This is a genomic window from Saccharopolyspora flava, from assembly GCF_900116135.1.
Lineage (GTDB): Bacteria > Actinomycetota > Actinomycetes > Mycobacteriales > Pseudonocardiaceae > Saccharopolyspora > Saccharopolyspora flava.
This window is the reverse complement of the sequence record NZ_FOZX01000003.1, coordinates 135,894-158,449: the sequence shown is the minus strand read 5'-3', so window position 1 is coordinate 158,449 and position 22,556 is coordinate 135,894. Positions and strand designations below refer to the sequence as shown.

Annotated in this window: 23 protein-coding genes; 18 read left to right on the top strand and 5 right to left on the bottom strand. The window is 71.1% G+C overall.

What is annotated here, in order from left to right; genetic code table 11:
* The first annotated feature begins 197 nt into the window (after positions 1–197).
* Both BM424_RS11140 and BM424_RS11135 read left to right on the top strand, forming a co-directional pair.
* Complete coding sequence (locus BM424_RS11140; protein WP_093415980.1) at positions 198–1,133, top strand: coiled-coil domain-containing protein; 936 nt, start codon at positions 198–200, stop codon at positions 1,131–1,133.
* A 184-nt stretch (positions 1,134–1,317) separates the two neighbouring features.
* Positions 1,318–2,679 (top strand): S28 family serine protease, encoded by a 1,362-nt coding sequence (locus BM424_RS11135; RefSeq protein ID WP_093415978.1) that lies wholly within the window; start codon positions 1,318–1,320, stop codon positions 2,677–2,679.
* Here the strand turns inward: BM424_RS11135 and BM424_RS11130 are convergent.
* Both BM424_RS11130 and BM424_RS11125 read right to left on the bottom strand, forming a co-directional pair.
* Entirely contained in the window at positions 2,667–3,782 is a 1,116-nt protein-coding gene (locus tag BM424_RS11130; RefSeq protein ID WP_245775768.1) for an acyltransferase family protein, read from the bottom strand. The genes BM424_RS11135 and BM424_RS11130 overlap by 13 nt on opposite strands.
* 68 nt (positions 3,783–3,850) lie before the next feature.
* Positions 3,851–4,648: an SAM-dependent methyltransferase gene (locus tag BM424_RS11125; RefSeq protein ID WP_093415977.1), complete on the bottom strand. Its 798-nt coding sequence runs from the start codon at positions 4,646–4,648 to the stop codon at positions 3,851–3,853.
* 25 nt (positions 4,649–4,673) lie between these two features.
* Here BM424_RS11125 and BM424_RS28380 point away from each other — a divergent pair, with 25 nt between their 5' ends.
* From BM424_RS28380 to BM424_RS11100, 6 genes are all read left to right on the top strand, one after another.
* On the top strand, positions 4,674–4,919 hold the full coding sequence (locus BM424_RS28380) for a hypothetical protein (RefSeq protein ID WP_139274045.1): 246 nt from the start codon (positions 4,674–4,676) through the stop codon (positions 4,917–4,919).
* 115 nt (positions 4,920–5,034) lie between these two features.
* Positions 5,035–6,366, top strand: a complete 1,332-nt coding sequence (locus tag BM424_RS11120; protein WP_093415975.1) for a sensor histidine kinase — start codon at positions 5,035–5,037, stop codon at positions 6,364–6,366.
* 67 nt (positions 6,367–6,433) lie between these two features.
* Positions 6,434–6,838 (top strand): roadblock/LC7 domain-containing protein, encoded by a 405-nt coding sequence (locus BM424_RS11115; protein WP_093415974.1) that lies wholly within the window; start codon positions 6,434–6,436, stop codon positions 6,836–6,838.
* Positions 6,835–7,194: a DUF742 domain-containing protein gene (locus tag BM424_RS11110; RefSeq protein WP_093415972.1), complete on the top strand. Its 360-nt coding sequence runs from the start codon at positions 6,835–6,837 to the stop codon at positions 7,192–7,194. The genes BM424_RS11115 and BM424_RS11110 overlap by 4 nt, the downstream gene beginning before the upstream one ends.
* A 10-nt stretch (positions 7,195–7,204) precedes the next feature.
* On the top strand, positions 7,205–7,768 hold the full coding sequence (locus BM424_RS11105; protein WP_425442006.1) for a GTP-binding protein: 564 nt from the start codon (positions 7,205–7,207) through the stop codon (positions 7,766–7,768).
* Entirely contained in the window at positions 7,768–8,970 is a 1,203-nt protein-coding gene (locus tag BM424_RS11100; RefSeq protein WP_093416926.1) for a cytochrome P450, read from the top strand. Before BM424_RS11105 ends, BM424_RS11100 begins: the two co-directional genes overlap by 1 nt.
* Positions 8,971–9,030: 60 nt before the next feature.
* Here BM424_RS11100 and BM424_RS11095 read toward each other — a convergent pair whose 3' ends face one another.
* The gene (locus tag BM424_RS11095) at positions 9,031–9,714 is read right to left on the bottom strand and encodes a response regulator (protein ID WP_093415969.1); all 684 of its coding nucleotides are present in this window, start codon (positions 9,712–9,714) and stop codon (positions 9,031–9,033) included.
* The gene (locus tag BM424_RS11090) at positions 9,711–11,273 is read right to left on the bottom strand and encodes a sensor histidine kinase (protein ID WP_425441996.1); all 1,563 of its coding nucleotides are present in this window, start codon (positions 11,271–11,273) and stop codon (positions 9,711–9,713) included. Before BM424_RS11090 ends, BM424_RS11095 begins: the two co-directional genes overlap by 4 nt.
* 247 nt (positions 11,274–11,520) lie before the next feature.
* Here BM424_RS11090 and BM424_RS11085 point away from each other — a divergent pair, with 247 nt between their 5' ends.
* Genes BM424_RS11085 through BM424_RS11075 form a run of 3 tightly spaced genes read left to right on the top strand, consistent with a single transcriptional unit; the run spans position 11,521 to position 14,552 of the window.
* On the top strand, positions 11,521–12,507 hold the full coding sequence (locus tag BM424_RS11085; protein WP_093415968.1) for a Bug family tripartite tricarboxylate transporter substrate binding protein: 987 nt from the start codon (positions 11,521–11,523) through the stop codon (positions 12,505–12,507).
* A complete protein-coding gene (locus BM424_RS11080; protein ID WP_093415966.1) occupies positions 12,504–13,028 on the top strand; it encodes a tripartite tricarboxylate transporter TctB family protein in 525 nt (174 codons plus the stop codon). Before BM424_RS11085 ends, BM424_RS11080 begins: the two co-directional genes overlap by 4 nt.
* Before the next feature lie 3 nt (positions 13,029–13,031).
* Positions 13,032–14,552 carry a tripartite tricarboxylate transporter permease gene (locus tag BM424_RS11075; protein ID WP_093415965.1) on the top strand — a complete coding sequence of 507 codons (1,521 nt, stop codon included), beginning with the start codon at positions 13,032–13,034 and terminating at the stop codon, positions 14,550–14,552.
* A 76-nt stretch (positions 14,553–14,628) separates the two neighbouring features.
* On the opposite strand, the gene eat is transcribed toward BM424_RS11075, so the two are convergent.
* Positions 14,629–16,068 carry an ethanolamine permease gene (gene eat, locus BM424_RS11070; RefSeq protein ID WP_175548036.1) on the bottom strand — a complete coding sequence of 480 codons (1,440 nt, stop codon included), beginning with the start codon at positions 16,066–16,068 and terminating at the stop codon, positions 14,629–14,631.
* Positions 16,069–16,271: 203 nt separating this feature from the next.
* Between eat and BM424_RS11065 the strand changes: the two genes are divergently transcribed.
* The 7 genes from BM424_RS11065 to BM424_RS11035 all read left to right on the top strand — a co-directional run bounded on the left by BM424_RS11065 (position 16,272) and on the right by BM424_RS11035 (position 22,533).
* Complete coding sequence (locus BM424_RS11065; protein ID WP_093415963.1) at positions 16,272–17,630, top strand: glutamine synthetase family protein; 1,359 nt, start codon at positions 16,272–16,274, stop codon at positions 17,628–17,630.
* Positions 17,611–18,330 carry a gamma-glutamyl-gamma-aminobutyrate hydrolase family protein gene (locus BM424_RS11060; protein ID WP_093415962.1) on the top strand — a complete coding sequence of 240 codons (720 nt, stop codon included), beginning with the start codon at positions 17,611–17,613 and terminating at the stop codon, positions 18,328–18,330. Before BM424_RS11065 ends, BM424_RS11060 begins: the two co-directional genes overlap by 20 nt.
* Entirely contained in the window at positions 18,327–19,682 is a 1,356-nt protein-coding gene (locus BM424_RS11055; RefSeq protein ID WP_093415960.1) for an aldehyde dehydrogenase family protein, read from the top strand. The genes BM424_RS11060 and BM424_RS11055 overlap by 4 nt, the downstream gene beginning before the upstream one ends.
* Before the next feature lie 15 nt (positions 19,683–19,697).
* Positions 19,698–20,465: a 3-oxoacyl-ACP reductase gene (locus tag BM424_RS11050; RefSeq protein WP_093415959.1), complete on the top strand. Its 768-nt coding sequence runs from the start codon at positions 19,698–19,700 to the stop codon at positions 20,463–20,465.
* Complete coding sequence (locus BM424_RS11045; RefSeq protein ID WP_425441995.1) at positions 20,462–21,223, top strand: FadR/GntR family transcriptional regulator; 762 nt, start codon at positions 20,462–20,464, stop codon at positions 21,221–21,223. Before BM424_RS11050 ends, BM424_RS11045 begins: the two co-directional genes overlap by 4 nt.
* Before the next feature lie 64 nt (positions 21,224–21,287).
* Positions 21,288–22,049, top strand: coding sequence for a MerR family transcriptional regulator (locus BM424_RS11040; protein ID WP_093415958.1), 762 nt, complete (start codon positions 21,288–21,290; stop codon positions 22,047–22,049).
* A gap of 295 nt (positions 22,050–22,344) precedes the next feature.
* Positions 22,345–22,533 carry a DUF397 domain-containing protein gene (locus tag BM424_RS11035; protein WP_093415957.1) on the top strand — a complete coding sequence of 63 codons (189 nt, stop codon included), beginning with the start codon at positions 22,345–22,347 and terminating at the stop codon, positions 22,531–22,533.
* Positions 22,534–22,556: the final 23 nt, after the last annotated feature.

The window sequence follows — 22,556 nt, the reverse complement described above, 5'->3', positions numbered from 1 at the left end:
CAGTTGATCTCAATGGCCTCGGCGAGGAAGATGGACCCATAGCGATCCGTGGCATCGGTGTTCGGTGATGTCGTCGCGGTTGTCGGTTTCGGCCCGGCGGTCGCATCAGCGGAGGAATCACCGGTGGCGCACGGACTTGCCGCGTCGGGGCGTGGCTCGCTCCCAGCACAATTGATCAACTCAGGTGGGGTGAGACCGTGGGGCACATCGAGGACCGCGAACTGGTACCGCTGAAGGCTGATTTCGACACCGTCTGGTACGGATACCGCCGTTCGCAGGTGAAGTTCTACATCCAGCAGACCGAGGCCGAGCTGCGGCTGGTCACCGAGGACAGGGACTCGGCGTTAAGCCAGGTCAACGAGCTGTCCGCGCAGCTCGACCAGGCGCGGGCGCAGGTCGAGGAGCTCAAGAGCGAGCTCGACGCGCAGGCGCAGGAGCCCATTTCGATGGACGCCCTGTCCGACCGCATGCGCCGCATGGTCCGGCTCGCGCAGGACGAGGCCAAGGAGATCGTGGCCAGCGCCCAGGCGGCGTCCGAGCACGAGTGGGCCCGCTCCGAGCAGGCCGCGGCCGAGCTGCGCAACCGCTACGAGAAGCTCGTGGCCGAGGCCGACGAGTGGCGTCGCCAGTCCGAGGAGCAGCGCAACGACATGATCGCGCGCACCCGCTCCGAGGTGCAGGAGATGGCCCGGCAGGCCGAGCAGCAGCGCAGGCAGCTCGACACCGAGGCCGAAGAGCGCCGTGTCCAGGTGGAACACGACTTCGAGGTGTCCATGTCCGCCCGCCGCGAGGAGGCCATGCGCATCCTCGCCGAGCGCGAGCAGGCCAGCCGCGAGGAGGCGCAGCGCCGCGTCCGCGAGGCCACGGCCGAGGGCGAGCGCCGGATCGTGCGCGCCGACGAGTACGCGGCGACGATGCTCAAGACCCGGCAGCAGCTGGCCGAGCAGGTGCGCACCGCGCAGCAGATCCTCGGCAACGCCGAGCCGTTCCTGGTGGCCACCGAGACCGGTTCGGACAGCGAGGCTTCGGACGCGTACGTGACCGACACTGTCCACAGTGGAGACACCGACGTGGAGGTCCCGAAACAGCGCGACGAGGAGACGCTGCCGCAGGAGGCCGAAGCCACCGTCTGAGGTGACCGCGTCACCCGGGGTGCGCAACCGCGCGCACCCCGGGTGAGCGACGGGCCGCCCGCCCGACACCCGGCGGGCGGCCCGTTGCTGCGTGCGGGGGACGTGACGAGAACACGCCGCGCGCTTCCCGGTGCTCCGCCCGGCTGGCTATCTTGCTCCGATCGTCGTGCTCACGGGAGGTCGGATGAACTGGCGCGGATGGGGGACCACCGTCGCGGTCTGCGCGTTGCTGCTGGTCGGGATGCCCGCGGGAGCGGCCCCGCCGGAGGACGTGGCGCAGCGGCTGGAGCAGGTGCCGGGCCTGACGGTGGTGGGCGAGCGGCCCACCGAACCGGGCTTCCGGCTGTTCGACCTGACCTTCGCCCAGCCGGCCGATCACCGGCACCCGGAGGCCGGGACGTTCCAGCAGCGGCTCACCCTGCTGCACCGCGACGTCTCCCGCCCCACCGTCGTCTACACGACCGGCTACGGGCTGCCGACCAGCACCAACCGCACCGAGCCGACGCAGCTCGTGGACGGCAACCAGATCACGCTGGAGCACCGCTTCTTCACCCCGTCGCGGCCGGAACCCGCCGACTGGACCGATCTCGACATCTGGCAGGCCGCCACCGACGAGCACGAGGTGATCTCGGCGCTGCGGGGGATCTTCGATCGACAGTGGATCACCACAGGCGCGAGCAAGGGTGGCATGACGGCGGTCTACCACCGCCACTTCTACCCGGACGACGTGGACGGAACCGTTGCGTACGTCGCACCGAACGATGTGGACAACGCTCACGACGCCTACGACGGGTTCCTCTCATCGGTCGGTACCGATCCAGCGTGCCGCGAGGCGCTGACCGCCGTGCAGTGGGAGGCGCTGCTGCGCCGGCCGGAGATGATCGCGAAGTTCCAGGCCCAGGCCGACGAGCAGGGCCTGACCTTCGACCGGATCATCGGCGACATCGACCGGGGCCTGGAGCTGGTCGTGCTCGACGCGCCGTGGAGCTTCTGGCAGTACCGCGGTCAGCAGGACTGCGGGCGGATCCCGGCGCCGAGCGCGAGCACCGACGAGATCTACCGGTTCCTGGACGAGACGGTCGAGTTCGCCTTCTACACCGACCAGGGCATGGAGCCCTACACGCCGTACTACTACCAGGCGGGAACGCAGCTGGGCTGGCCCGACGTCTCCGACGAACCGCTGGCCGACCTGCTGCACCACCGGGAGCTGAGCCAACCGCGCAACCTGGTGCCGCGCGAGATCCCGATGCGGTTCGAGCCGGGCGCGATGCGCGAGGTCGACGGCTGGGTGCGCAGCCGGGGTTCGGAGCTGATGTTCGTCAACGGGCAGAACGACCCGTGGAGCGCCGAACCGTTCGAGCCGAGCGCCCTCGACTCGCACTCCTACCTGGTGCCGGGCGCCAACCACGGCGCCGACATCGCGGGGCTGCCTGCCGGGCAGCGCGCCGAGGCCGAGGCGACGGTGCGCCGCTGGGCCGGGGTGGAGGCCCCGGCGCTGCGCAGCACCTCTCTCGACCAGCGGCCGCTGGAACGTCACCCGCTCTGACGGGCCGGGTTCCGCTCGCTGAACGTGCGGTCGTAGAGGCGGATCAGGAAGTCGTGGGCGGGGCGCTCGACCAGCTTGGTCAGCGCCCAGCCCACGACCGTGCCGGTGACCAGCACCGACAGGGTCTGCAGCAGCGACGGCACGCCGTTGGTGTCGAGGTAGTGCAGCAGGATGTAGCCGATGGTCTGGTGGGTGAGGAACACGCCGTAGGAGATGCCGGCGAACCAGGTCACCGCGCGCGCCACCGCGGGCGGCAGGGGCCAGTCCGGCCCGCAGGCCACCAGCGTTAGCACCAGCAGTCCGATCCAGACGGCGATGGTCGAACCCCAGTCGCAGTCCAGCGCGCCGTCGGGGAGCCGGATGTAGTTGTGCAGCGCCTGGGCCCCCATGCAGGCGGCCAGCAGCAGCGCGAAGTGCCCGCGTCCCAGGCGACCGGTGGAGACCATCCAGATCGCCACCCCGGCGACGAACAGGTGCCAGCGGTGCGCGCCGAACCCGTCCACCAGCATCCGGTAGGTCTCGGGCACCCCGGAGATGCGGAAGTGCCACTGGGCGAGCGGAAGTAGTACAGCTGTCCACATCACCCAGACGATCTTGTTGCCGTGGCCCCACTTGGTGGCGTAGAGAACGGCGGCGAAGGTGAAGCCCATCAGCTGCAGCGGGACCGTCCAGTGTGAACCGTCCAGGAAGGCGTAGACCTGCGGCTTCCAGTTCCACAGCATGAGCAGGTGGTGCGCCAGGTCGGCGCCGGTGGGCTCGACCCACCCGGGCGGCCGCAGGAACCGCAGGACCAGCCAGATCAGCACCACCGCCCCGGCGAACGGCGGGACCAGCCGCGCCATCCGCTTCCACCAGTAGCGGCGCAGGCTGCCGCGCCGGATGGTGGCCGCCGCGAAGTACGCCGAGATCACCAGCAGCAGGCTCGCGCCCACCTGGTACGGGAAGTACAGCGTGCGCGGGGAGAGGTCGGGATGAGTCACCCGGCTCATGTAGGTCGCGTGGTAGAGCATCACCAGCACCACGCACGCGGTGCGCACCACGTCCCAGCTGACCTTCCGGTTGCTGCGCTTCGGCGCGGCCGCCGCGGGGATGAGTTCCTGCACGCTCGCTACCTCGAAGGTCGGGATTGTCCGAAGAAACCGCAGGTAGAGGTGGGCTTCGAGCGAACAGTCTAGCTTCCTGGGCTGTTCGGGCGAGGAGGGGTGCGGGCGAGCAGGGCGAAGCTCAGCGGCTCGTCGACGCGCAGGTCCTCGGAGGCGTCGTCGGGTCTCCAGTCCGAGGCCGGCACCGCGCCCGGTTCGAGCGGTTCGAGACCGCCGAGGAACGACAGCACCGTCGCCCGGTCCCGCGTCACCGAGGGCGGGCAGTCCGGCAGCACGGCGAGCAGGTCGCGGGCCCGCCGCGGCGTGAACTCGTCGGTGAGGTGCGACAACGCCAGGAACGAGCCGGGCGCCAGCGCCTCGGTGTAGCCGCGGATCACCTCGGCGGGGTGGTGGTGCTCGCCGAACAGGTGGGCCACGCCGAACAGCAGCACCGCCACCGGGCGGTCGAGGTCCAGCAGCTCGCGGGTCCGCTCGGCTCCGAGCACCGCGTCCGGATCGCGCACGTCGGCGTGCACCATCGCGGCCGTGCCGCTGCCGCGCAGCAGGAGTTCGCCCTGGGTGGCGGCCAGGTGCTCGTTGTCGACGTAGACCACGGGGGAGTCCGGCGCGATCTCGTGCGCGCTGCCCGCGGTGGGGATGCCGGAGCCGAGGTCGAGGAACTGGTCGACCCCGTGGTCGAGGCAGGTGCGGATCATCCGCCGCAGGCAGTCGCGGTTGGCCAGCGCGTCGAGCCGGGCCGAGGGCGCGGCGGTGAGGATGCGGCGGGCCAGCGCGCGGTCGGCGGCGAAGTTGCTGCCGCCGCCGAGCAGGTAGTCGTGGACCCGCGCGTCGCTCGGGCGGTCCAGGTCGAGGGTCCTGGTGATCATCGGTCGGCCGCCAAGGTGTCTGCGAGTGACTTCACTGATGCGTAGCGTAGTGATCGGACCTCGTCCTGATCAGGTGAAAAATCCGCAGCGCAGTGACGCAGCGTCACCTCTCTGGAGTAACGCGCAAGATCTCCGAACGGGCCGCGACGCCTTCCGGGAACGGGTGAAAAATGCGTTTCCTCTTCTGTGGAAAACCGAAAGAACTACGGCACTAAGCGGCGGGTTGGTGTCCGGATTGAAGATCGAAAATGGCGTTGGTTCGCCGCAGTGAGGCGAGTATCACCCAAAAGAGAGTCATCAGCTGTATGCTCTCCGTTACTATCTGCGTCGCGTACCCGCGCGCCCAAGCGAGCCCCCACCCCGCATCCGGCGATGAGGAACCGTTGATGTCGACCGACAACCCCGTGCCCCGAGGAGAGTTCCCTTATCGGTATCCGGTGGTCGTCGCGTTCCTGATCACGCTGGGCCTGTCCGGCGCGCTGCTCGGCTGGGCGCTGTTCCAGGGCCCGCTGGAAAGCCCCGTCGCCGCCGTCGGCGCGCTGCTCGTGGTCGCCCTGTCGGCCGCGGTCGGCGGAGTCGTGCGGGGCGTGCAGATGACCCGCCACTACCGCCTCGCCGCCACCGGCATGAACGCCGACCTGGTGCGGCTGGCCGACGAGGCGCTGCCCGCCCTCGCCCGCGACCTGCGCGCCGGGACCGGGACCGAGGAGGCGGCCAAGGAGCTCAACCAGAGCTTCGGCATCCCGCACCGCCGCGTCATCAAGGCGCTGTCCCAGGAACTCGCCGCGGCCGAGAAGCTGCGCGCCGCCGCCCTGTCCACCTGCTCCAACGCCGCGGGCCGGGTGCAGGCGCTGGCCACCGGCATGCTCGCCGACCTGCGCGAGATGGAGGGCAGGCACGAGTCCGAGGACGTGCTCGCCGACCTGCTCAAGCTCGACCACACCACCGCCCAGGCCGGGCGGCTGGCCGACAGCATCGCCGTGCTCACCGGCGCCCGCAGCGGGCGCCGCTGGACCAAGCCGATCGTGATGGAGAGCGTGCTGCGCGGTGCGATGGGCCGGATCAGCGCTTACCAGCGGATCCGGCTGCACTCCACCAGCACCGTCGCCGTCGTCGGCTACGCGGCCGAGGGCGTGATGCACGCGCTGGCCGAGATCATGGACAACGCCACCAAGTTCTCCCCGCCCACCGAAGAGGTGCACGTCTACGTCGAAGAGGTGCACAGCGGCGTGGTCATCACCGTCGAGGACAGCGGGCTGGCGATGAGCGAGGCCGCGCTGGCCCGCGCCGAGCAGGCCGTCTCGGGCACCCCGCTGGACCTCGCCGAGCTCGCCGGCAGCCGGCTCGGCCTGGCCGTGGTCGGGTGCCTGGCGCGCAAGCACGAGCTGTCGGTGTCCTTCCGCGGCTCGGCGCGCGGCGGCACCGGCGTGGTGATGATGATCCCGCAGAAGCTGATCACCGAGCCGCGCGCCGAACCCGAAGCCCCCGCCGAAGAACCCGTCCCGCACACCCTCGACCCCCACGCCGAAACCCCTTCGGAGACCACCGATCCCGGCGAGCTCCCCAAGCGTCGCCGGGGGAGCACCCTCACCGCAGCGCGCAAGACCCCGGCTCCCAGGCGGGCCGAGTCCGCGCGTCCGGACGCGGGAACCCGCTTCGGCGCGTTCTCCCGCGCCCGCCGCGACGAATCGTCCACATCGGACGATCAGCCCCGATGAACCCCCCGACAGCCCCGATTGGAGGTGTGGGACCGCGGGGCACCCCGCCCGCCGTCCCGCAGCCGCGATGACCATCGACACCCGTGAGCTCGACTGGATGCTGGAGAACCTGCTGCAGAACACCCCCGGCACCAGACACGCGCTGGTGCTGTCCAAGGACGGCCTCAAGCTGTGCCACACCGCCGGTCTCGGACCCGACCAGGCCGACCAGCTCTCGGCGATCGCCTCCGGCATCCAGAGCCTGTCCTACGGCGCGTCGGTGGAGTTCGGCGACGGCAGCGGGGGAGTGCGGCAGTCGATGACCGAGTTCTACGGCGGTGTGCTGTGCATCGTCGAAGCCGGGTTCGGCGCCCACCTCGCGGTGCTGGCCTCCGACGAGGCCGACGTGGGCATCATCGGCCACAACATGAACGAGCTCGTCGAGCAGATCGGCGAGTACCTGCGGAGTCCGAACCGGGTCGAGGTCTCATGACCCGGCGGCTGCTCGACGACGAGAACCCGGACCGGCTCTACATCGTCACGGGCGGCCGCACCCGTCCCGCCGACGACGCGTTCGACTCGGTGACCCTCGTGGTCACCGAGGGGGAACCGACGCCCGGCATGCAGTCCGAGCACGCCACCATCCTGGGCCTGGCGCGCTCGCCGATCTCGGTGGTCGAGCTGGCCGCCGAGCTCCGGCTGCCGGTGAGCGTGGTGCGCATCCTGCTCGGCGACCTCCAGGCGCTGGGCAAGATCACCGCGCGGCACCCCTCCAGCCGCCGCGCCCCGTCGGAGATACCGACCCCGGATTTCCTCGAGCAGGTGCTAGTTGGACTTCGCAACATCTGACCGCGTCCCGCTGCGGTCCACCGCCGCCGACGGGCTCAAGATCGTCGTGATCGGCGGTTTCGCGGTCGGCAAGACAACCCTCGTGCGCTCGGTCAGCGAGATCCGGCCGCTGGAGACCGAGGAGACCATGACCGTCGCCAGCGTCGGCGTGGACTCCACCGCCGGCGTCGGCGCCAAGACCACCACCACGGTGGCCTTCGACTTCGGGCGCATCACGCTCAACGAGCGGATGGTGCTGTACCTGTTCGGCGCGCCGGGCCAGGAGCGGTTCTGGTTCATCTGGGACCAGCTGTTCAGCGGCTGCCTCGGCGCGGTCGTGCTGGTGGACTCCCGCCGCGTCGCCGACTGCTGGTACGCCCTCGACCGGCTGGAGGAGCAGGGAACGCCGTTCGTGGTGGCGCGCAACAACTTCGGCGTCCCGAAGCACACCCTGGAGCAGGTGCGCGAGGCGCTGGACCTGCCCGCCGACGTGCCGATGCTCGACTGCGACGCCCGCGACCGCGACTCCAGCGCGCGAGTGCTGGTGCGCCTGGTGGAGCACCTGCGCGAGCTGTCGCTGGCCGGGGGCCGGTGATGGACCAGGGAGTGGGCGCGACCCCGTTCTTCGGCGAGCAGTTCCACCGCGACCCGGCGGCGGTGTACCGGTGGCTGCGGCGCGAGCACGGCCCGGTCGCCCCGGTGCGGCTGGAGGGCGGTGTCCCGGCGTGGTCGGTGCTCGGCTATCGCGAAGTGCACTACGTGGTGGGCAATCCCGAGCTGTTCAGCCGCGATCCGCGACGCTGGAACCAGTGGCACCGGATCCCCGAGAACTGGTCGCTGCGCGCCTACGTCGAACCCCGCCCGTCGGCGCTGCTGACCGACGTCGCCGAGCACCGGACCCGCGGCGCGGCCGTGCACGAGGCGCTGGCCGCGGTCGACCGGTTCGAGCTGGCCTCGTCGGTGGAGCGGATCTGCGACCGGCTCATCGACCGGTTCGCCGGCCGGGGCTTCGCCGATCTGGTCGTCGAGTACACCCACCAGATCCCGCTGCTGGCGATGGCCGCCGTCTACGGCCTGCCCGACGACGACGCCCCGATGCTCACCCACGACGTGGCGCTGTCCGGGCAGGAGGGGGAGGAGGCGGTGCGCGCGCACGAGCGCACCGTGGCCCGGATGCTGCGGCTGGTCCGCGAGCGACGCGCCGAACCGTCCGACGACCTGGTCTCGCACCTGGTGGAGCACCCGATCGGCTTCTCCGAGGACGAGATCGCCGCGGACCTGTTCATCACCCTCGGCAAGGCGCATCTGACCACATCGGACTGGATGGGCAACGCGCTGCGGCTGATGCTCACCGACGCGCGCTTCGCCATCGACCTCGCCGGCGGGCGCAGCAGCGTCGGCCACGCGCTCAACGAGGTGCTGTGGGAGGACACGCCGATCCAGAACCACGTCGGCCGCTGGGCGACCCGGGACGTGCAGCTCGGCGGCCAGGCCGTCCGGCGGGGAGACCTGCTGGTCCTGTGCCTGGCGGCGGCCAACGCCGACCCGCAGGTCCGCCCGTGCGGCCACGAGGGCGCGCTCGGCAACCACGCCCACCTGTCGTTCAGCCACGGCGAGCACGGCTGCCCGCACGCGGCTCAGGAGATCGCCCGCACCATCACTACCACCGGCATCGAGGTCCTCCTCGACCGCCTCCCCGACACCACCCTGGGAGTCCACCCCGACGACCTCACCTGGCGCCCCTCGGTCCTCATGCGAGGCCTCACGTCGTTACCGGTGACGTTCTCCCCGCACTAGGAGCTCAGGTTTCGCTACCCGCACCGCTGAGCACAGCAACCACAGCAACGGTTTTGCGGGTCAGAGCCAGTGGTAGCGGCGTTCTGGGCGGCCCGTGCCCCCGTAGCGGAGGTGGACTTCGGCGCGGCCGGTCTCGACGAAGTGCTCCAGGTACTTGCGGGCGCTGACCCGCGAGAGCTCCGTGGCCTCGGCGCACTCGGCGGCCGAGACGTCACCGCCGCCGGCGGAGCGGGCGCGGAGGATGTCCTCGACGATGCGGGAGGTCTCCGGCGACAGGCCCTTCGGGGGCGTGACGCCGCGGGTGCGGGTGCCGAAGAGGCGGTCGACGTCCTGCTGGGCGGTCGGGGCGTCGCTGGGCAGGTCGGCCAGCGCGCGGTGCACCGAGCGGAAGCTCTCCAGGCGTTCCCGCAGCGCCTCGTAGCTGAACGGCTTGATCAGGTAGTGCAGCGCGCCGCCGTGGATCGCGCCCCGCACGGTGTCCAGGTCGCGGGCCGCGGTGATCACGATGACGTCCGGGTCCGCCGACGGCCGGCCGCGCAGCTGCCGCAGCACCGACAGGCCGTCGAGGTCGGGCAGGTAGATGTCCAGCAGCACCAGGTCCGGCCGCAGCTCGTCGACGGCCACCACCGCGTCGGCCCCGGTGTGCGCGGTGCCGACGACCTCGAAGCCCTCGACCCGCGAGACGTAGCCGCTGTGGACCTTGGCGACCATGAAGTCGTCGTCGACCACCAGCACTCTGATCATGCCGCCTCCAGGGGGAGTCGCGCGGTGAACACCGCGCCGTCGGCGTTGTGCACCTCGACCGATCCGCCGCGGCGGCGGCAGATCTGCCGCGTCAGCGCCAGGCCCAGCCCGCGCTCGCCGCCGCGCGCCGCCTTGGTGGTGAACCCGTGCCGGAACACCTCCTCGACGATCTCCGGCGCCACCCCGGGCCCGGAATCGCGCACCACGACGGTGATCTCGTCGGTGTGGTGCAGCTCCACCTCGATCCACGCGTCCCGCGCGGACTCCAGCGCGTCGAGCGCGTTGTCGACGAGGTTGCCGAGGACGGTGACGACGTCGGCGGAGAGCTCCTCGTCGATCTCGCCGAGGTGGCTCTGCTCGTGGAGCCGCAGCCCCACCCCGCGCTCGGCGGCCAGGCTCGACTTGGCGATGAGCAGCGCCGCCGTGGCCGGGTCGTGCACCCGGGAGGTGACTTCGGCGTGCCAGCGCTCGCTGTGGCCGCTGATGCGCTGCACGTAGCGCTGCAGCTCCTCGTACTCGCCGAGCTCCACCAGCCCGGAGATGGTGTGCAGCCGGTTGGAGAACTCGTGGGCCTGCGCGCGCAGCGTGTCGGTGGTGTCGCGGTGCACCGCCAGCTCCCGCTGCAGGTCGACGAGCTCGGTGCGGTCGCGCATCGTCACCACCGCGCCGACCGCGGAGATCGGCATCCGGTTGAGCACCACGACCCGTCCCCGGCGCAGCACGATCTGGTCGACCCCGTCGGAGCGCCCGGTGAGCACGTCGCGCGCCCGGTCACCGAGGTCGAGGGAGTCGATGTGCCGGCCGAGGCTGTCGGCAGGCAGCGCGAGCAGTCGCAGCGCCTGGTCGTTGACCAGCGTGATCCGGTTCTGCTCGTCGACGCCGACGACGCCTTCGCGCACCCCGTGCAGCAGCGCCTCGCGGTGCTCGACGAGCCGGGTGATCTCCTGCGGTTCCAGCCCGAGGGTCTGCCGCTTGACCCGGCGCGCCAGCAGCACCGACCCGGCGATGCCGAGGAACGCGGCGAACGCCAGCAGCGCCAGCGGGTTCTCTGGCGCGTTGCGCAACCCCTGCAGCAGGTCGGGGGTGTTGCGGCCGGCGGCGATGACGCCGACGATCCGCGCGTCGTTGGAGATGACCGGCACGTGCGCCACGAGCGTGTCGGTGCCGTCGGCCCGGACCTCGCCGACCCACGCCGCGCCGCGCAGCACCGTCGACTCGCCCAGCGGCAGCGGATGCCCGCGCTGCCCGGGATCGGGCGAGGTCAGCACCCGGCCGCGCGCGTCGGCGATGATCACCTGGTCGGCGCCGGACAGGCTCCGCGCGCTCTCGGCGAGGATCGGCAGCGCGTCCCGCCGGTAGGGGTCCTGCAAGCCGGCCCGGACGGTCTCGGTGGCCGCCAGGTCCTCGGCGACGGAGAGCATCTTGCGGCCCTCGGTGGCCCGGAACGCCGCGTCGCTCTGCGACACCGAGTACACCGCGACGGTGCCGAGCAGCACGAGGATGATCAGCAGCTGCCAGCTCAGCAGCTGCCGCGACAAGCTCCCCTGCACACGCAGCACCGCGCACCTCCTCGCGGGAACGTTAACCCGCGCTCGTCGAGAAGTCGCAAAGACACTGGTCAGCGAGTCGCGGGGGAGGAATCGGGCGGGTCGGCGCGCGTTTCGCGGGTATCGATCGTTGGCCGCCGCGGCCCGGTTACACAAGTTTCGGAAGTGTCGTTACGACGTTAAGGGAGACAGATCACCGACCGGCGGTGCAGCATGAGCCGGCTCACGTTCCGACCACAATGGAGAGGCGGGATTGCCCGTGCGGCTACGCAGCGCGCTGGCTGCGATCGCGGCCGTGCTGCTCGTGCTCCTGGTGCCACCACTGGTCAGCACCAGCACAGACAGCAGCGCCGAAGCGCAGATCCGAGGACTGCGGGTCCTGGTGCCCAACTCGCCCGGCGGCGGGTACGACATCACCGCTCGCACCGCGGTCAAGGCCATGGACGACGCCGGTCTGCAGAGCAACACCGAGGTGTTCAACCTCCCCGGCGCCGGCGGCACGGTCGGTCTCGGGCGCGTGGTCAACGAGCGCGGCAACGGCAAGCTCGCCATGTCGATGGGCCTGGGCGTCGTCGGCAGCGTCTACACCAACCACTCGCCGGTGTCGCTGCAGGACACCACGCCGATCGCCAAGCTCGTCGAGGAGTCCAACGTCGTCGTGGTCGGCAAGGACTCGCCGTACCGCAGCCTCGACCAGCTGCTCAGCGACTGGAAGGCCAACCCCGGCGGCGTTCCCGTCGGCGGCGGCTCCTCGCCCGGCGGGCCCGACCACCTGGCGCCGATGCTCATGGCCAAGGCCATCGGGCTCGCGCCGAAGCAGGTCAACTACGTGCCCTTCGACGGCGGCGGCGAGCTGCTGGCCTCCGTGCTCGGCGGCAAGGTCGCCTTCGGCGTCTCCGGCATCGGCGAGTACCGCGACCAGATCGAGGCCGGTGAGCTGCGCGTGCTGGCGGTCACCGGCCCGCAGCGGCTGCCCGGCGTCGACGCGCCGACGCTGATCGAGTCCGGTGTGGACGTCAACTTCACCAACTGGCGCGGCGTCGTCGCCCCGCCCGGGATGAACGAGGCCGACCGCGCCAAGCTCGTGTCGCTGTTCGAGCGCCTCAACACCACCCCCGAGTGGAAGGACGCGATGCAGCGCAACGGCTGGACCGAGGCCTTCCAGCCGGGCCCGCAGTTCGGCGAGTTCCTGCGGCAGGAGAACGACCGGGTGGCCTCGGTGCTCAAGGAGTTGGGGCTGGCATGACCGAAACCACGACCACCACCGGCTCCAAGCGCACCTGGCTGCGCGAGCACTCCGAGCTGGGCATCTGCGTGCTGCTGGCGCTGCTGGGCGTGCTGGTGCTCGTCGACGCCGCGTCGATCTCGACCGACTTCACCCAGCGCGGGCCGGTGGGGCCCAAGACCGTGCCGTTCCTCATCGGCGGCCTGCTGCTGCTCGTCGCGGCGCTGCTGGCCCGCGACGTGCTGCGCGGCGGGCGCGGCGAGTCCGAGACCGGTGAGGACGTCGACCTGTCGGCACCGAGCGACTGGCGCACGGTGCTGCTGCTGTCGGCGTCGTTCCTGGCCGACGCGGTGCTGATCAACATCATCGGCTTCCCGCTGTCCGGGATGATCCTGTTCTGGGGCTGCGCCTACGCGCTGGGCAGCCGCAACGCGGTGCGGGACCCGCTGCTGGCGGCGGTGCTGTCGGTGGCGACGTACTTCGTGTTCAACAACCTGCTCGGTGTCCCCCTGCCCGGCGGCCCGCTGATGGGGGTGCTGTAACTGATGGAATCGTTCAACCTGCTGCTCGACGGGTTCGCCACCGCGCTGACCCCGATGAACCTGGTGTGGGCCGCGCTCGGCGTGCTGCTGGGCACCGCCATCGGCGTGCTGCCCGGCATCGGCCCGGCGATGGCGGTGGCGCTGCTGCTGCCCGTCACCTACGCCCTGGAACCGACCAGCGCGTTCATCATGTTCGCCGGCATCTACTTCGGCGGCATGTTCGGCGGATCGACCACCTCGATCCTGCTCAACACCCCGGGCGAGAGCTTCTCGGTGATCGCCGCGCTGGAGGGGAACCCGATGGCGCGCAAGGGTCGTGGCGCGCAAGCGCTCGCGACCGCGGCCGTCGGGCACTTCATCGGCGCTATCGTGGGCCTGACCCTGCTGGTGCTGCTGGCGCCGACCGTGGCGTCGCTGGCGGTCGACATCGGCGCACCGGACTACCTGGCGATCACCGTGCTCGCCTTCATCGCGATCACCTCGGTGCTCGGCAAGTCCCGGATCCGCGGGTTCGCCTCGCTGCTCATCGGTCTCACGCTCGGCATCATCGGCCTGGACGAGATGACCGGCCAGCAGCGGCTCACCTTCGGGATGCTGCACCTGTCCGACGGCATCGACGTCGTCCTCGTCGCGGTCGGGCTGTTCGCGATCGGCGAGTCGCTGTGGGTCGCCGCGCACCTGCGGCGCAGCAACGCCGAACCGATCCCGGTCGGCCGCGCGCTGCTGTCCGGTTCGGACGTGCGCCGGACCTGGAAGCCGTGGCTGCGCGGCCCGTTCATCGGGTTCCCGTTCGGCGCGATCCCGGCCGGTGGTGCGGAGATCCCGACGTTCCTGTCCTACGTGGCCGAGCGGCGGCTGTCCAAGCACCGCGACGAGTTCGGCAAGGGCGCGATCGAGGGCGTGGCCGGTCCGGAGGCGGCGGCCAGCGCGTCGGCGGCGGGCACCATGGTGTCGATGCTGACGCTGGGCCTGCCGACCACGGCGGTCGCGGCGGTGATGCTCGCGGCGTTCCAGCAGTACGGCATCCAGCCGGGTCCGCTGCTGTTCGAGCGCGAGTCGGACCTGGTGTGGGCGCTGATCGCCAGCATGTTCATCGGTTCGGTGCTGCTGCTGGTGCTGAACCTGCCGCTGGCCCCGGTGTGGGCGAAGCTGCTGCAGATCCCGCGGCCGTACCTGTACGCGGGCATCCTGTTCTTCGCCAGCGTCGGCGCCTACGCGGTCGGCGGTGACCCGCTGGACCTGCTGGTGCTGTTCGTGATCGGCCTGATCGGCTTCGCGATGCGCCGCTACGGCCTGCCGGTGCTGCCCGCGATCATCGCGGTGATCCTCGGGCCGACCTCGGAGCAGCAGATGCGGCGGGCGCTGCAGATCAGCGACGGCAGCCTCAGCGGGCTGGTCAACACGCCGTTCTCGATCACCGTCTACTGCATCGTGGTGCTGATCCTGCTGTGGCCGCTGCTGGCCCGGCTGCTGCCCCGGCGCGGGCAGGACGCTCCCCAGGAGGGGGAGAAGGTGGAGGTCTAGATCCCCCGGATCTCCACCGCTCGCGAGGTGGCCCGGTCGGCTTCCCCCGTCCGACCGGGCCACCTCCCTTTTCCGCTCAGCCGAGCTCGGATTCGGCGGCCTGCAGCGCGGCGAACTCCTCCTCGGGCGCGTCGGCGACGAGGTGGTGGCGGCTGTAGAACCAGAAGTAGCCGAGCGCGACGAGGAACAGCGCGGCCGTGATGGCCGCCGCGAGCATGTCCACGATGAACGTCGCGACCACCGCCGCCAGGGCCAGGACCAGGGCGATCCCGGTGGTGATCGCGCCGCCCGGGGTGCGGTAGGGGCGGTCGAGCCCGGGCTCGCGCAACCGCAGGACGATGTGCGAGAGGTTGAGCAGCACGTAGGAGACGGTCGCGCCGAAGACCGCGATGTTGATCAGCAGCGCGCCGTCCCCGGTCGCCGCCGCCAGCACGAACCCGATCGCACCCGGCACCAGCAGCGCCAGGTACGGCGTCCGGCGCGTGCCGGTCACCGACAGCACCCGGGGCAGGTAGCCCGCCCGGGAGAGCGCGAACAGCTGGCGCGAGGAGGCGTAGATGATCGAGAAGAAGCTCGCCACCAGCCCGGCCAGCCCCACGTAGTTGACGACCTCGGCGAGGACGCTGCCCTCACCGGCGGCCACCCGGACCGCCTCCGGCAGCGGGTTGTCGGCCTCGGCGATGGCCGCCGACCCCGACCCGCCCGGGGCCACCAGCAGGATCGCCGCCGCGAACACCAGCAGCACCGAGACGGCCGCGATGATGCCGCGCGGCATGTCCCGGCGCGGGTCGCGCGCCTCCTCCGCCGCCAGCGGAACCCCTTCCACCGCCAGGAAGAACCAGATCCCGTACACCAGCGACGCCAGCACACCGGCGTAGCCGAACGGCAGGAACTCGCTCGCGCCGAAGGCCTCGGTGGCCGGGATGTCGACGAGCTTGGCGGGGGAGAAGTGCGGGATCATCCCCACCACGAACGCCACCAGCGCGACCACCGCCACCGCGGTGATCGCGAACATCAGCCGCAGCGCCTCGCCCACGCCCCACAGGTGCACCCCGATGAAGATCGCGAAGCACGCCAGGTACACCGGCCAGCTGTTGGTCAGGCCGAACAGGCCCAGCGATTCCACGTATCCGCCGATGAACACCGCGATCGCCGCCGGGGCGATGGCGTACTCGACGAGGATCGCCGTGCCGGTCGCGAAACCGCCCAGCGGGCCCAGCGCGCGCCGCGCGAACCCGTACCCGGCCCCGGCGACCGGGAGCGCGGAGGCCATCTCGGCCAGGCCGAACACCATGCACGTGTACATCGCGGCCATGAGGGCGGTGGCGAGCAGCAGCCCGCCCCAGCCGCCCTCGGCCAGCCCGAAGTTCCACCCGGCGAAATCGCCGGAGATGACGTAGGAAACGCCCAGTCCCGCCAGCAGGACCCACCCGGCGGCGCCGCCCTTGAGCCGCCGCTTGTCCAGGTAGTCGCTGCCCGCCCGCTCGTAGTCGACCGATCTCGGTGCGTCCGCCACGGTTCCTCCGATTGGTATTCAGTTGGCCCATTGCGGTTGATCCGGAAGCTTCCCGAGGTTGCCTCGGCGCTGTCAAGGTGTCGCGCGTTGCCGTCGGGTTACCGCCTCGGATAACCCCAATGGCCGCATTGACAGCGGGTTTCGGCTGCTGCTGTGATCGCACCGGGCCAAAGGTCTGATCGCATACCTTTCCGGGAGGCGCGGTGCCGCAGCAGGAACCCCTGACCGTGGATCGACTGCGCGAGCTGGTCGACTCCGGCGACGTCGACACGGTGGTCGTCGCGCTGACCGACATGCAGGGCAGGCTCCAGGGCAAGCGCTGCGCCGCCCGCTACTTCCTCGACGAGGTGCTGGCGCACGGCACCGAGGCCTGCAACTACCTGCTGGCCGTGGACGTCGAGATGAACACCGTCGACGGCTACGCGCTGACCTCCTGGGACACCGGCTACGGCGACTTCGTGCTGCGCCCCGACCTGGCGACGCTGCGGCTGATCCCGTGGCAGCCGGCCACCGCGCTGGTGCTCTGCGACGTGCTGTGGCACTCGGGCGAACCGGTCGGCCCGTCGCCGCGCCAGGTCCTGCGCCGCCAGCTCGACGCGCTGGCCGAGCTCGGGCTCACCGCGCACGTCGGCACCGAGCTGGAGTTCCGGGTGTTCCGCGACTCCTACGAGCAGGCCTGGGACAAGCGCTACCGCGACCTGACCCCGGCCAATCAGTACAACGTGGACTACTCGATCGCCGGAACCGGCCGCGTGGAAGGACTTCTGCGCCGCATCCGCAACGACATGACCGGCGCCGGCCTCTACGTCGAATCGGCCAAGGGCGAGTGCAACCTCGGCCAGCACGAGATCGCGATCCGCTACGACGAGGCGCTGACCAGCTGCGACAACCACGTGCTGTACAAGAACGGCGCGAAGGAGATCGCCGCCGCCGACGGGCTCGGGCTGACCTTCATGGCCAAGTTCGACGAGCGCGAGGGCAACTCCTGCCACATCCACGTCAGCCTCCGCGACGCGAACAGCTCGGCGCTGACCGGCGACGACGAGCACGGGTTCTCGCCGATCATGCGGCACTTCATCGCCGGGCAGCTGGCGTGCCTGCCGGAGCTGACGTACTTCCTGGCGCCCAACATCAACTCCTACAAGCGCTACGCCGCAGCGAGTTTCGCGCCGACGGCGATCGCCTGGGGCCGGGACAACCGCACCTGCGCGCTGCGCGTGGTCGGGCACGGCGAGAGCCTGCGGGTGGAGAACCGCGTCCCGGGCGGCGACGTGAACCCGTACCTGGCGGTGGCGGCGATCCTGGCCGCCGGGCTGCACGGCATCCGGGCCGAGCTGCCGCTGGAACCGATGCTGGAGGGCAACGCCTACGCCGCCGACCGCCCCTCGGTTCCGCGCACCCTGCGCGAGGCCGCCGACCGGCTCGCCGCCGGCGAGGTCGCGGTGAAGGCGTTCGGCGAGGACGTCGTCGAGCACTACCTCAACGCCGCGCGCGTGGAGCTCGCGGCCTTCGACTCCGCCGTCACCGACTGGGAGCGAGTCCGTGGTTTCGAACGGCTCTGACCGGCCGGTCATCGGCATCACGAGCTACGTCGAACGCGCGAGATGGGGAGTGTGGGACCGGGAAGCGGCCCTGCTGCCGACCGGCTACGTCCGCGCCGTGCACCGGGCGGGCGGACTTCCGGTGCTGCTGCCCGTCCTGCCCGACTCCGCCGACGACGCGGTGTCCGCAGTGGACGGTCTGATCATCGCAGGCGGACCGGATCTCGACCCCGCCGGCTACGGCCAGACCCCGCACTCGCTGCTGGGCGCCACGAGTCCCGAGCGCGACGACTGGGAGAGCCGCCTGCTGCGGGCCGCGCTGGCGGCGGGCACGCCGGTGCTGGGCGTGTGCCGGGGCGCGCAGGTGCTCAACGTCGCCCTCGGCGGCACGCTCCGGCAGCACCTGCCCGACCTCGTCGAGCACGCCGGGCACCAACCGGCACCCGCCGAGTTCGGCCGCACCCGCGTGCGGCTCGCCCCCGGCAGCCGCGTCGCGGCCGTGCTCGGCGCGCAGGTCGAGGTGCCCTGCTACCACCACCAGGCCCTCGCCGAGATCGGCCGGGACCTGGTGGTCACCGGACGGGCCGAGGACGGCACGCCCGAGGCGGTGGAGCTGCCCGGGCGGTTCGCGATCGGCGTTCAGTGGCATCCGGAGGAGGACCGCACCGACGACCGGCTGTTCGCCGCCCTCGTCGCGGCGGCCGAGGAGGAAGGCGCGTGAACGACGTGCAGGACGTCATCAACCCGGCGACCGGGGAGACCATCGCGGTGGTGCCGCTGCGCACCGTCGAGCAGACCGACGCGGCCATCGCCAGAGCCGTTGCCGCGCAACGGGACTGGGCCGCCCTGGCGCCCGCCGACCGGGCTCGGCTGCTGCGGCGGTTCGCCGACGCCGTCGACGGCGACCTGGAGAACCTCGCGCGCCTGGAGGTCCGCAACTCCGGGCACCCCATCAGCTCCGCGCGCGGCGAGGCGGCCAACGTCCGCGACGTGCTCGAGTACTACGCGGCCACCCCGGAACGGCTCTTCGGCAGGCAGATCCCGGTCGCGGGCGGCATCGACATGACCTTCCAGGAACCCCTGGGCGTGGTCGGGGTGATCGTGCCGTGGAACTTCCCGATGCCCATCGCCGGCTGGGGACTGGCGCCCGCCCTGGCGGCGGGCAACGCGGTGGTGCTCAAACCCGCCGAGCTCACCCCGCTGACCGCGATCCGCCTCGGCGAGCTCGCCCTCGAAGCCGGCCTGCCCGAAGGGCTGCTCACGGTGCTGCCGGGCGAGGGCCCGGTGGTCGGGGAGCGCTTCGTCACCCACCCCGACGTGCGCAAGGTGGTGTTCACCGGCTCCACCCGCGTCGGCAAGCGGATCATGGCCGGGTGCGCCGACCAGGTCAAACGCGTCACGCTCGAACTCGGCGGCAAGAGCGCCAACGTCGTCTTCGACGACGCCGACCTGGAGCGGGCCGCGGCCACCGCGCCCTACGGGGTCTTCGACAATGCCGGTCAGGACTGCTGCGCGCGCTCCCGCATCCTCGTGCAGCGGTCCGTCCACGACCGGTTCCTGGAACTGCTGGAACCCGCGGTGCGCGGGGTGAAGGTCGGCGACCCGTCCGAGGAGGACACCGAGATGGGCCCGCTCATCTCCGCCGCGCACCGCGACAAGGTCGCCTCCTACGTCCGCGGCGACGTCGCGATTCAGGCCGAAGCGCCTGCGGGAGAGGGGTTCTGGTTCCCGCCCACGGTGCTGACCACCACGCTCGACGATCCCGCGTTCACCGACGAGATCTTCGGGCCGGTCGTGGCGGTCGTGCCCTTCGCCGACGAGGACGACGCGGTGCGGATCGCCAACGACACCAGCTACGGCCTGTCCGGCTCGATCTGGACCCGCGACGTGGGACGCGCGCTGCGGGTCTCGCGCGGCGTGCAGGCCGGGAACCTGTCGGTCAACTCGCACGCCTCGGTCCGGCCCACCACGCCGTTCGGCGGCTTCAAGCAGTCCGGTCTGGGCCGCGAACTCGGCCCGGACGCGGCCGAGGCGTTCACCGAGACGAAGAACGTCTTCATCCCCACCGCGTGAGTCAGGAGGAACGTCATGCCGGAACGTCTGCAGGACCGGGTCGCCGTCATCACCGGCGGCGGCAGCGGGATCGGGCTGGCCACCGCGCGCCGCTTCGCCGCCGAAGGAGCCCGCGTGGTCATCGCCGATCTCGACGCCGAGACCGGTGAGCGCGCCGCCGAGGAGGTCGGCGGGATGTTCGTGCACACCGACGTCACCGACGCCACCGCCGTCGAGCGGCTCTACGCCACCGCCGAGGCCGAGCACGGCGCCGTCGACATCGCCTTCAACAACGCCGGGATCTCCCCGCCCGACGACGATTCCATCCTCGACACCGGCATCGAGGCCTGGCAGAAGGTGCAGGAGGTGAACCTGACGTCGGTTTACCTGTGCTGCAAGCACGTCCTGCCGCACATGCGGCGGCGCGGCAAGGGCTCGATCATCAACACCGCCTCGTTCGTCGCGGTGATGGGCGCGGCGACCTCGCAGATCTCCTACACCGCCAGCAAGGGCGGCGTGCTGGCCCTGTCGCGGGAGCTGGGCGTGCAGTTCGCGCGCGAGGGCATCCGCGTCAACGCGCTGTGCCCCGGCCCGGTCAACACCCCGCTGCTGCAGGAGCTGTTCGCCAAGGACCCCGAGCGCGCCCAGCGGCGCCTGGTGCACGTGCCGATGGGACGATTCGCGGAGGCCACCGAGATCGCCGCGGCCGTGGCGTTCCTGGCCAGCGATGACGCCTCGTTCATCACCGCCTCGCAGTTCCTGGTCGACGGCGGGATCTCGGGGGCGTACGTGACACCGCTGTGAGCGAGCGAGGAGGCGACGTGCCGGGGGAACCGCTGGTGCTGCGGGACCGGGCCGAGGAGGCGCTGTTCCGCGCCGTGCGCGCGGGCAACGCCTTCGAGGAGACCGTGGAGCGGCTGCTGCAGGCGATCCGGCTCGGCGTCGTCGCACCCGGGGAACGGCTCCCCGCCGAACGCGAACTCGCCGCACGGCTCGGGGTGAGCCGGGTCACCTTGCGGGAAGCCATTCGGGCGCTGCAGGAATCCGGTTACGTGGAGTCCCGGCGCGGTCGCTACGGTGGCACGTTCGTCAACGCCGAACCGGCGCGGTCCAGCAGGAAGGGGCCGCGCCGGATCGCGCGCGAACTCGGCGTCGACCTGCACGACGCGCTGACGCACCGGCACGTGCTGGAAGTCGGCGCGGCCGAGCAGGCCGCCTCCCGCGAGCTGGGCGAAGCGGAGCGCGCGCATCTCGTTTCGCGGCTGGGCGAGGCCGGCGACTGCGCACTGCGGCACTACCGGCGGATGGATTCACGTCTGCACCTCGCGATCGCCGAGCTGACCGGATCGGCGTCGCTGACCTCGGCGATCGCCGACGTGCGGATGCGGATCAACGCGCTGCTCGACGCGATTCCGCTGCTGGAGCGCAACATCGAGCACTCAAACGAGCAGCACGAGGCCGTCGTGCGCGCCGTGCTGGACGGAGACGCGCAGAAGGCTCGCGTCGCGATGGCCGAACACCTGGAGGGAACGGCCGCGTTGCTGCGGGGTTTCCTGTCCTGAACCGCCGAATCCCGGCGCGCACGGGGAGCGGCACGGCTTGCGACGAGTAACTACACTTCGCGGCGTGGTGGACTATCGGATCGACGACCTCGCCCGGGCAGCGGGAACCACGGTGCGCAACGTTCGCGTCTACCAGGATCGCGACCTGCTGCCGCCGCCCCGCAAGGAGGGTCGCACGGCGATCTACTCCGACGCGCACCTGACCAGGCTCAAGCTGATCATCAGCATGCTGGAGCGCGGATACGCGTTCGCGCAGATCAAGGAGATGCTGGGCGCCTGGGAGTCCGGTCGCAGCCTCGGCGACGTGCTCGGCCTGGAGGAGGCGGTCGCCGACCGCACCTGGGCCAAGGAGCAGCCGCGGACGGTGACGCTGGGCGAGCTGCGCAAGCGCTTCGGCACCCAGATCACCCCGAGCGCGATCAAGCGGGTCATCGACCTGGGCATCCTGGAGCGGCGCGGACGCGGTTTCGTCACCACCAGCCCGCTGCTCTACGACGCGGCGGTGGAGATGGTCGACCTCGGCATCCCGCTGTCGGAGACGCTGACGATCGCCGAAGAACTGCTGCGCAAGGTGGATTCGCTCGGTGACGACCTCGCCGACCTGGTGCGGCAGCACGTGGTGACCCGCGCGTCGAGCGCCGAGGAGGCCACTCCGTTCTACGGCGAGGTCATCGACCGGCTGCGCCCGCTGGTGTTCAACGCGCTGCAGGCCGCGGCGATCCGCTCGGCCGAGCGCCTCATCCCCACCGTCGTCGGAGAACGCATGGCCGAGGTCATGTCTCAGCGCGAGGTCGCCTCGTCCGGCAGGGAAACCGCCGATCGCTGACGCTTTCGGGTTTTCGGTGTCCTGATCGGGCGCGTAATTCGCCGGTGCCGCCGCGTCTCGCTTTCCCACCACTTTCCTGCGGGCCGGTTTCGGCGGACGGCCTTTCCCCGCGCTTTCCCGTTCGTCCACTGTGGACGAACGCGGTTTCAAGATCGGTTCAGAAGGCTCGCGGCGGCGGGTGAGGAAGTGATCGTCCGCTCCGGGGCGGTGATTACCCTTCTGAGATTGGTGGCGGGTCCGTGTGAGACAACGGATCCGACGCCGTGATCCTCGATCAGCTGGAAGGCGCGAGAACATGACAGCGAACCCGGCCCTGTGGCGAGCTTCGTCGCGGTCTCACAACCTGAGTTCCCGCCTGGAAGTCGGCCCCCTGAGACCCGGTATCGCCGTGCGGAACTCATCGCGGCAGGAGAGCATCACCGCCTCGGCCGAGCAGTGGCGTTCCTTCGTGAACGCCATCAAGGCCGGACGTTTCGACCGGTGACATGACAAGAGGGGCTCCCGGCG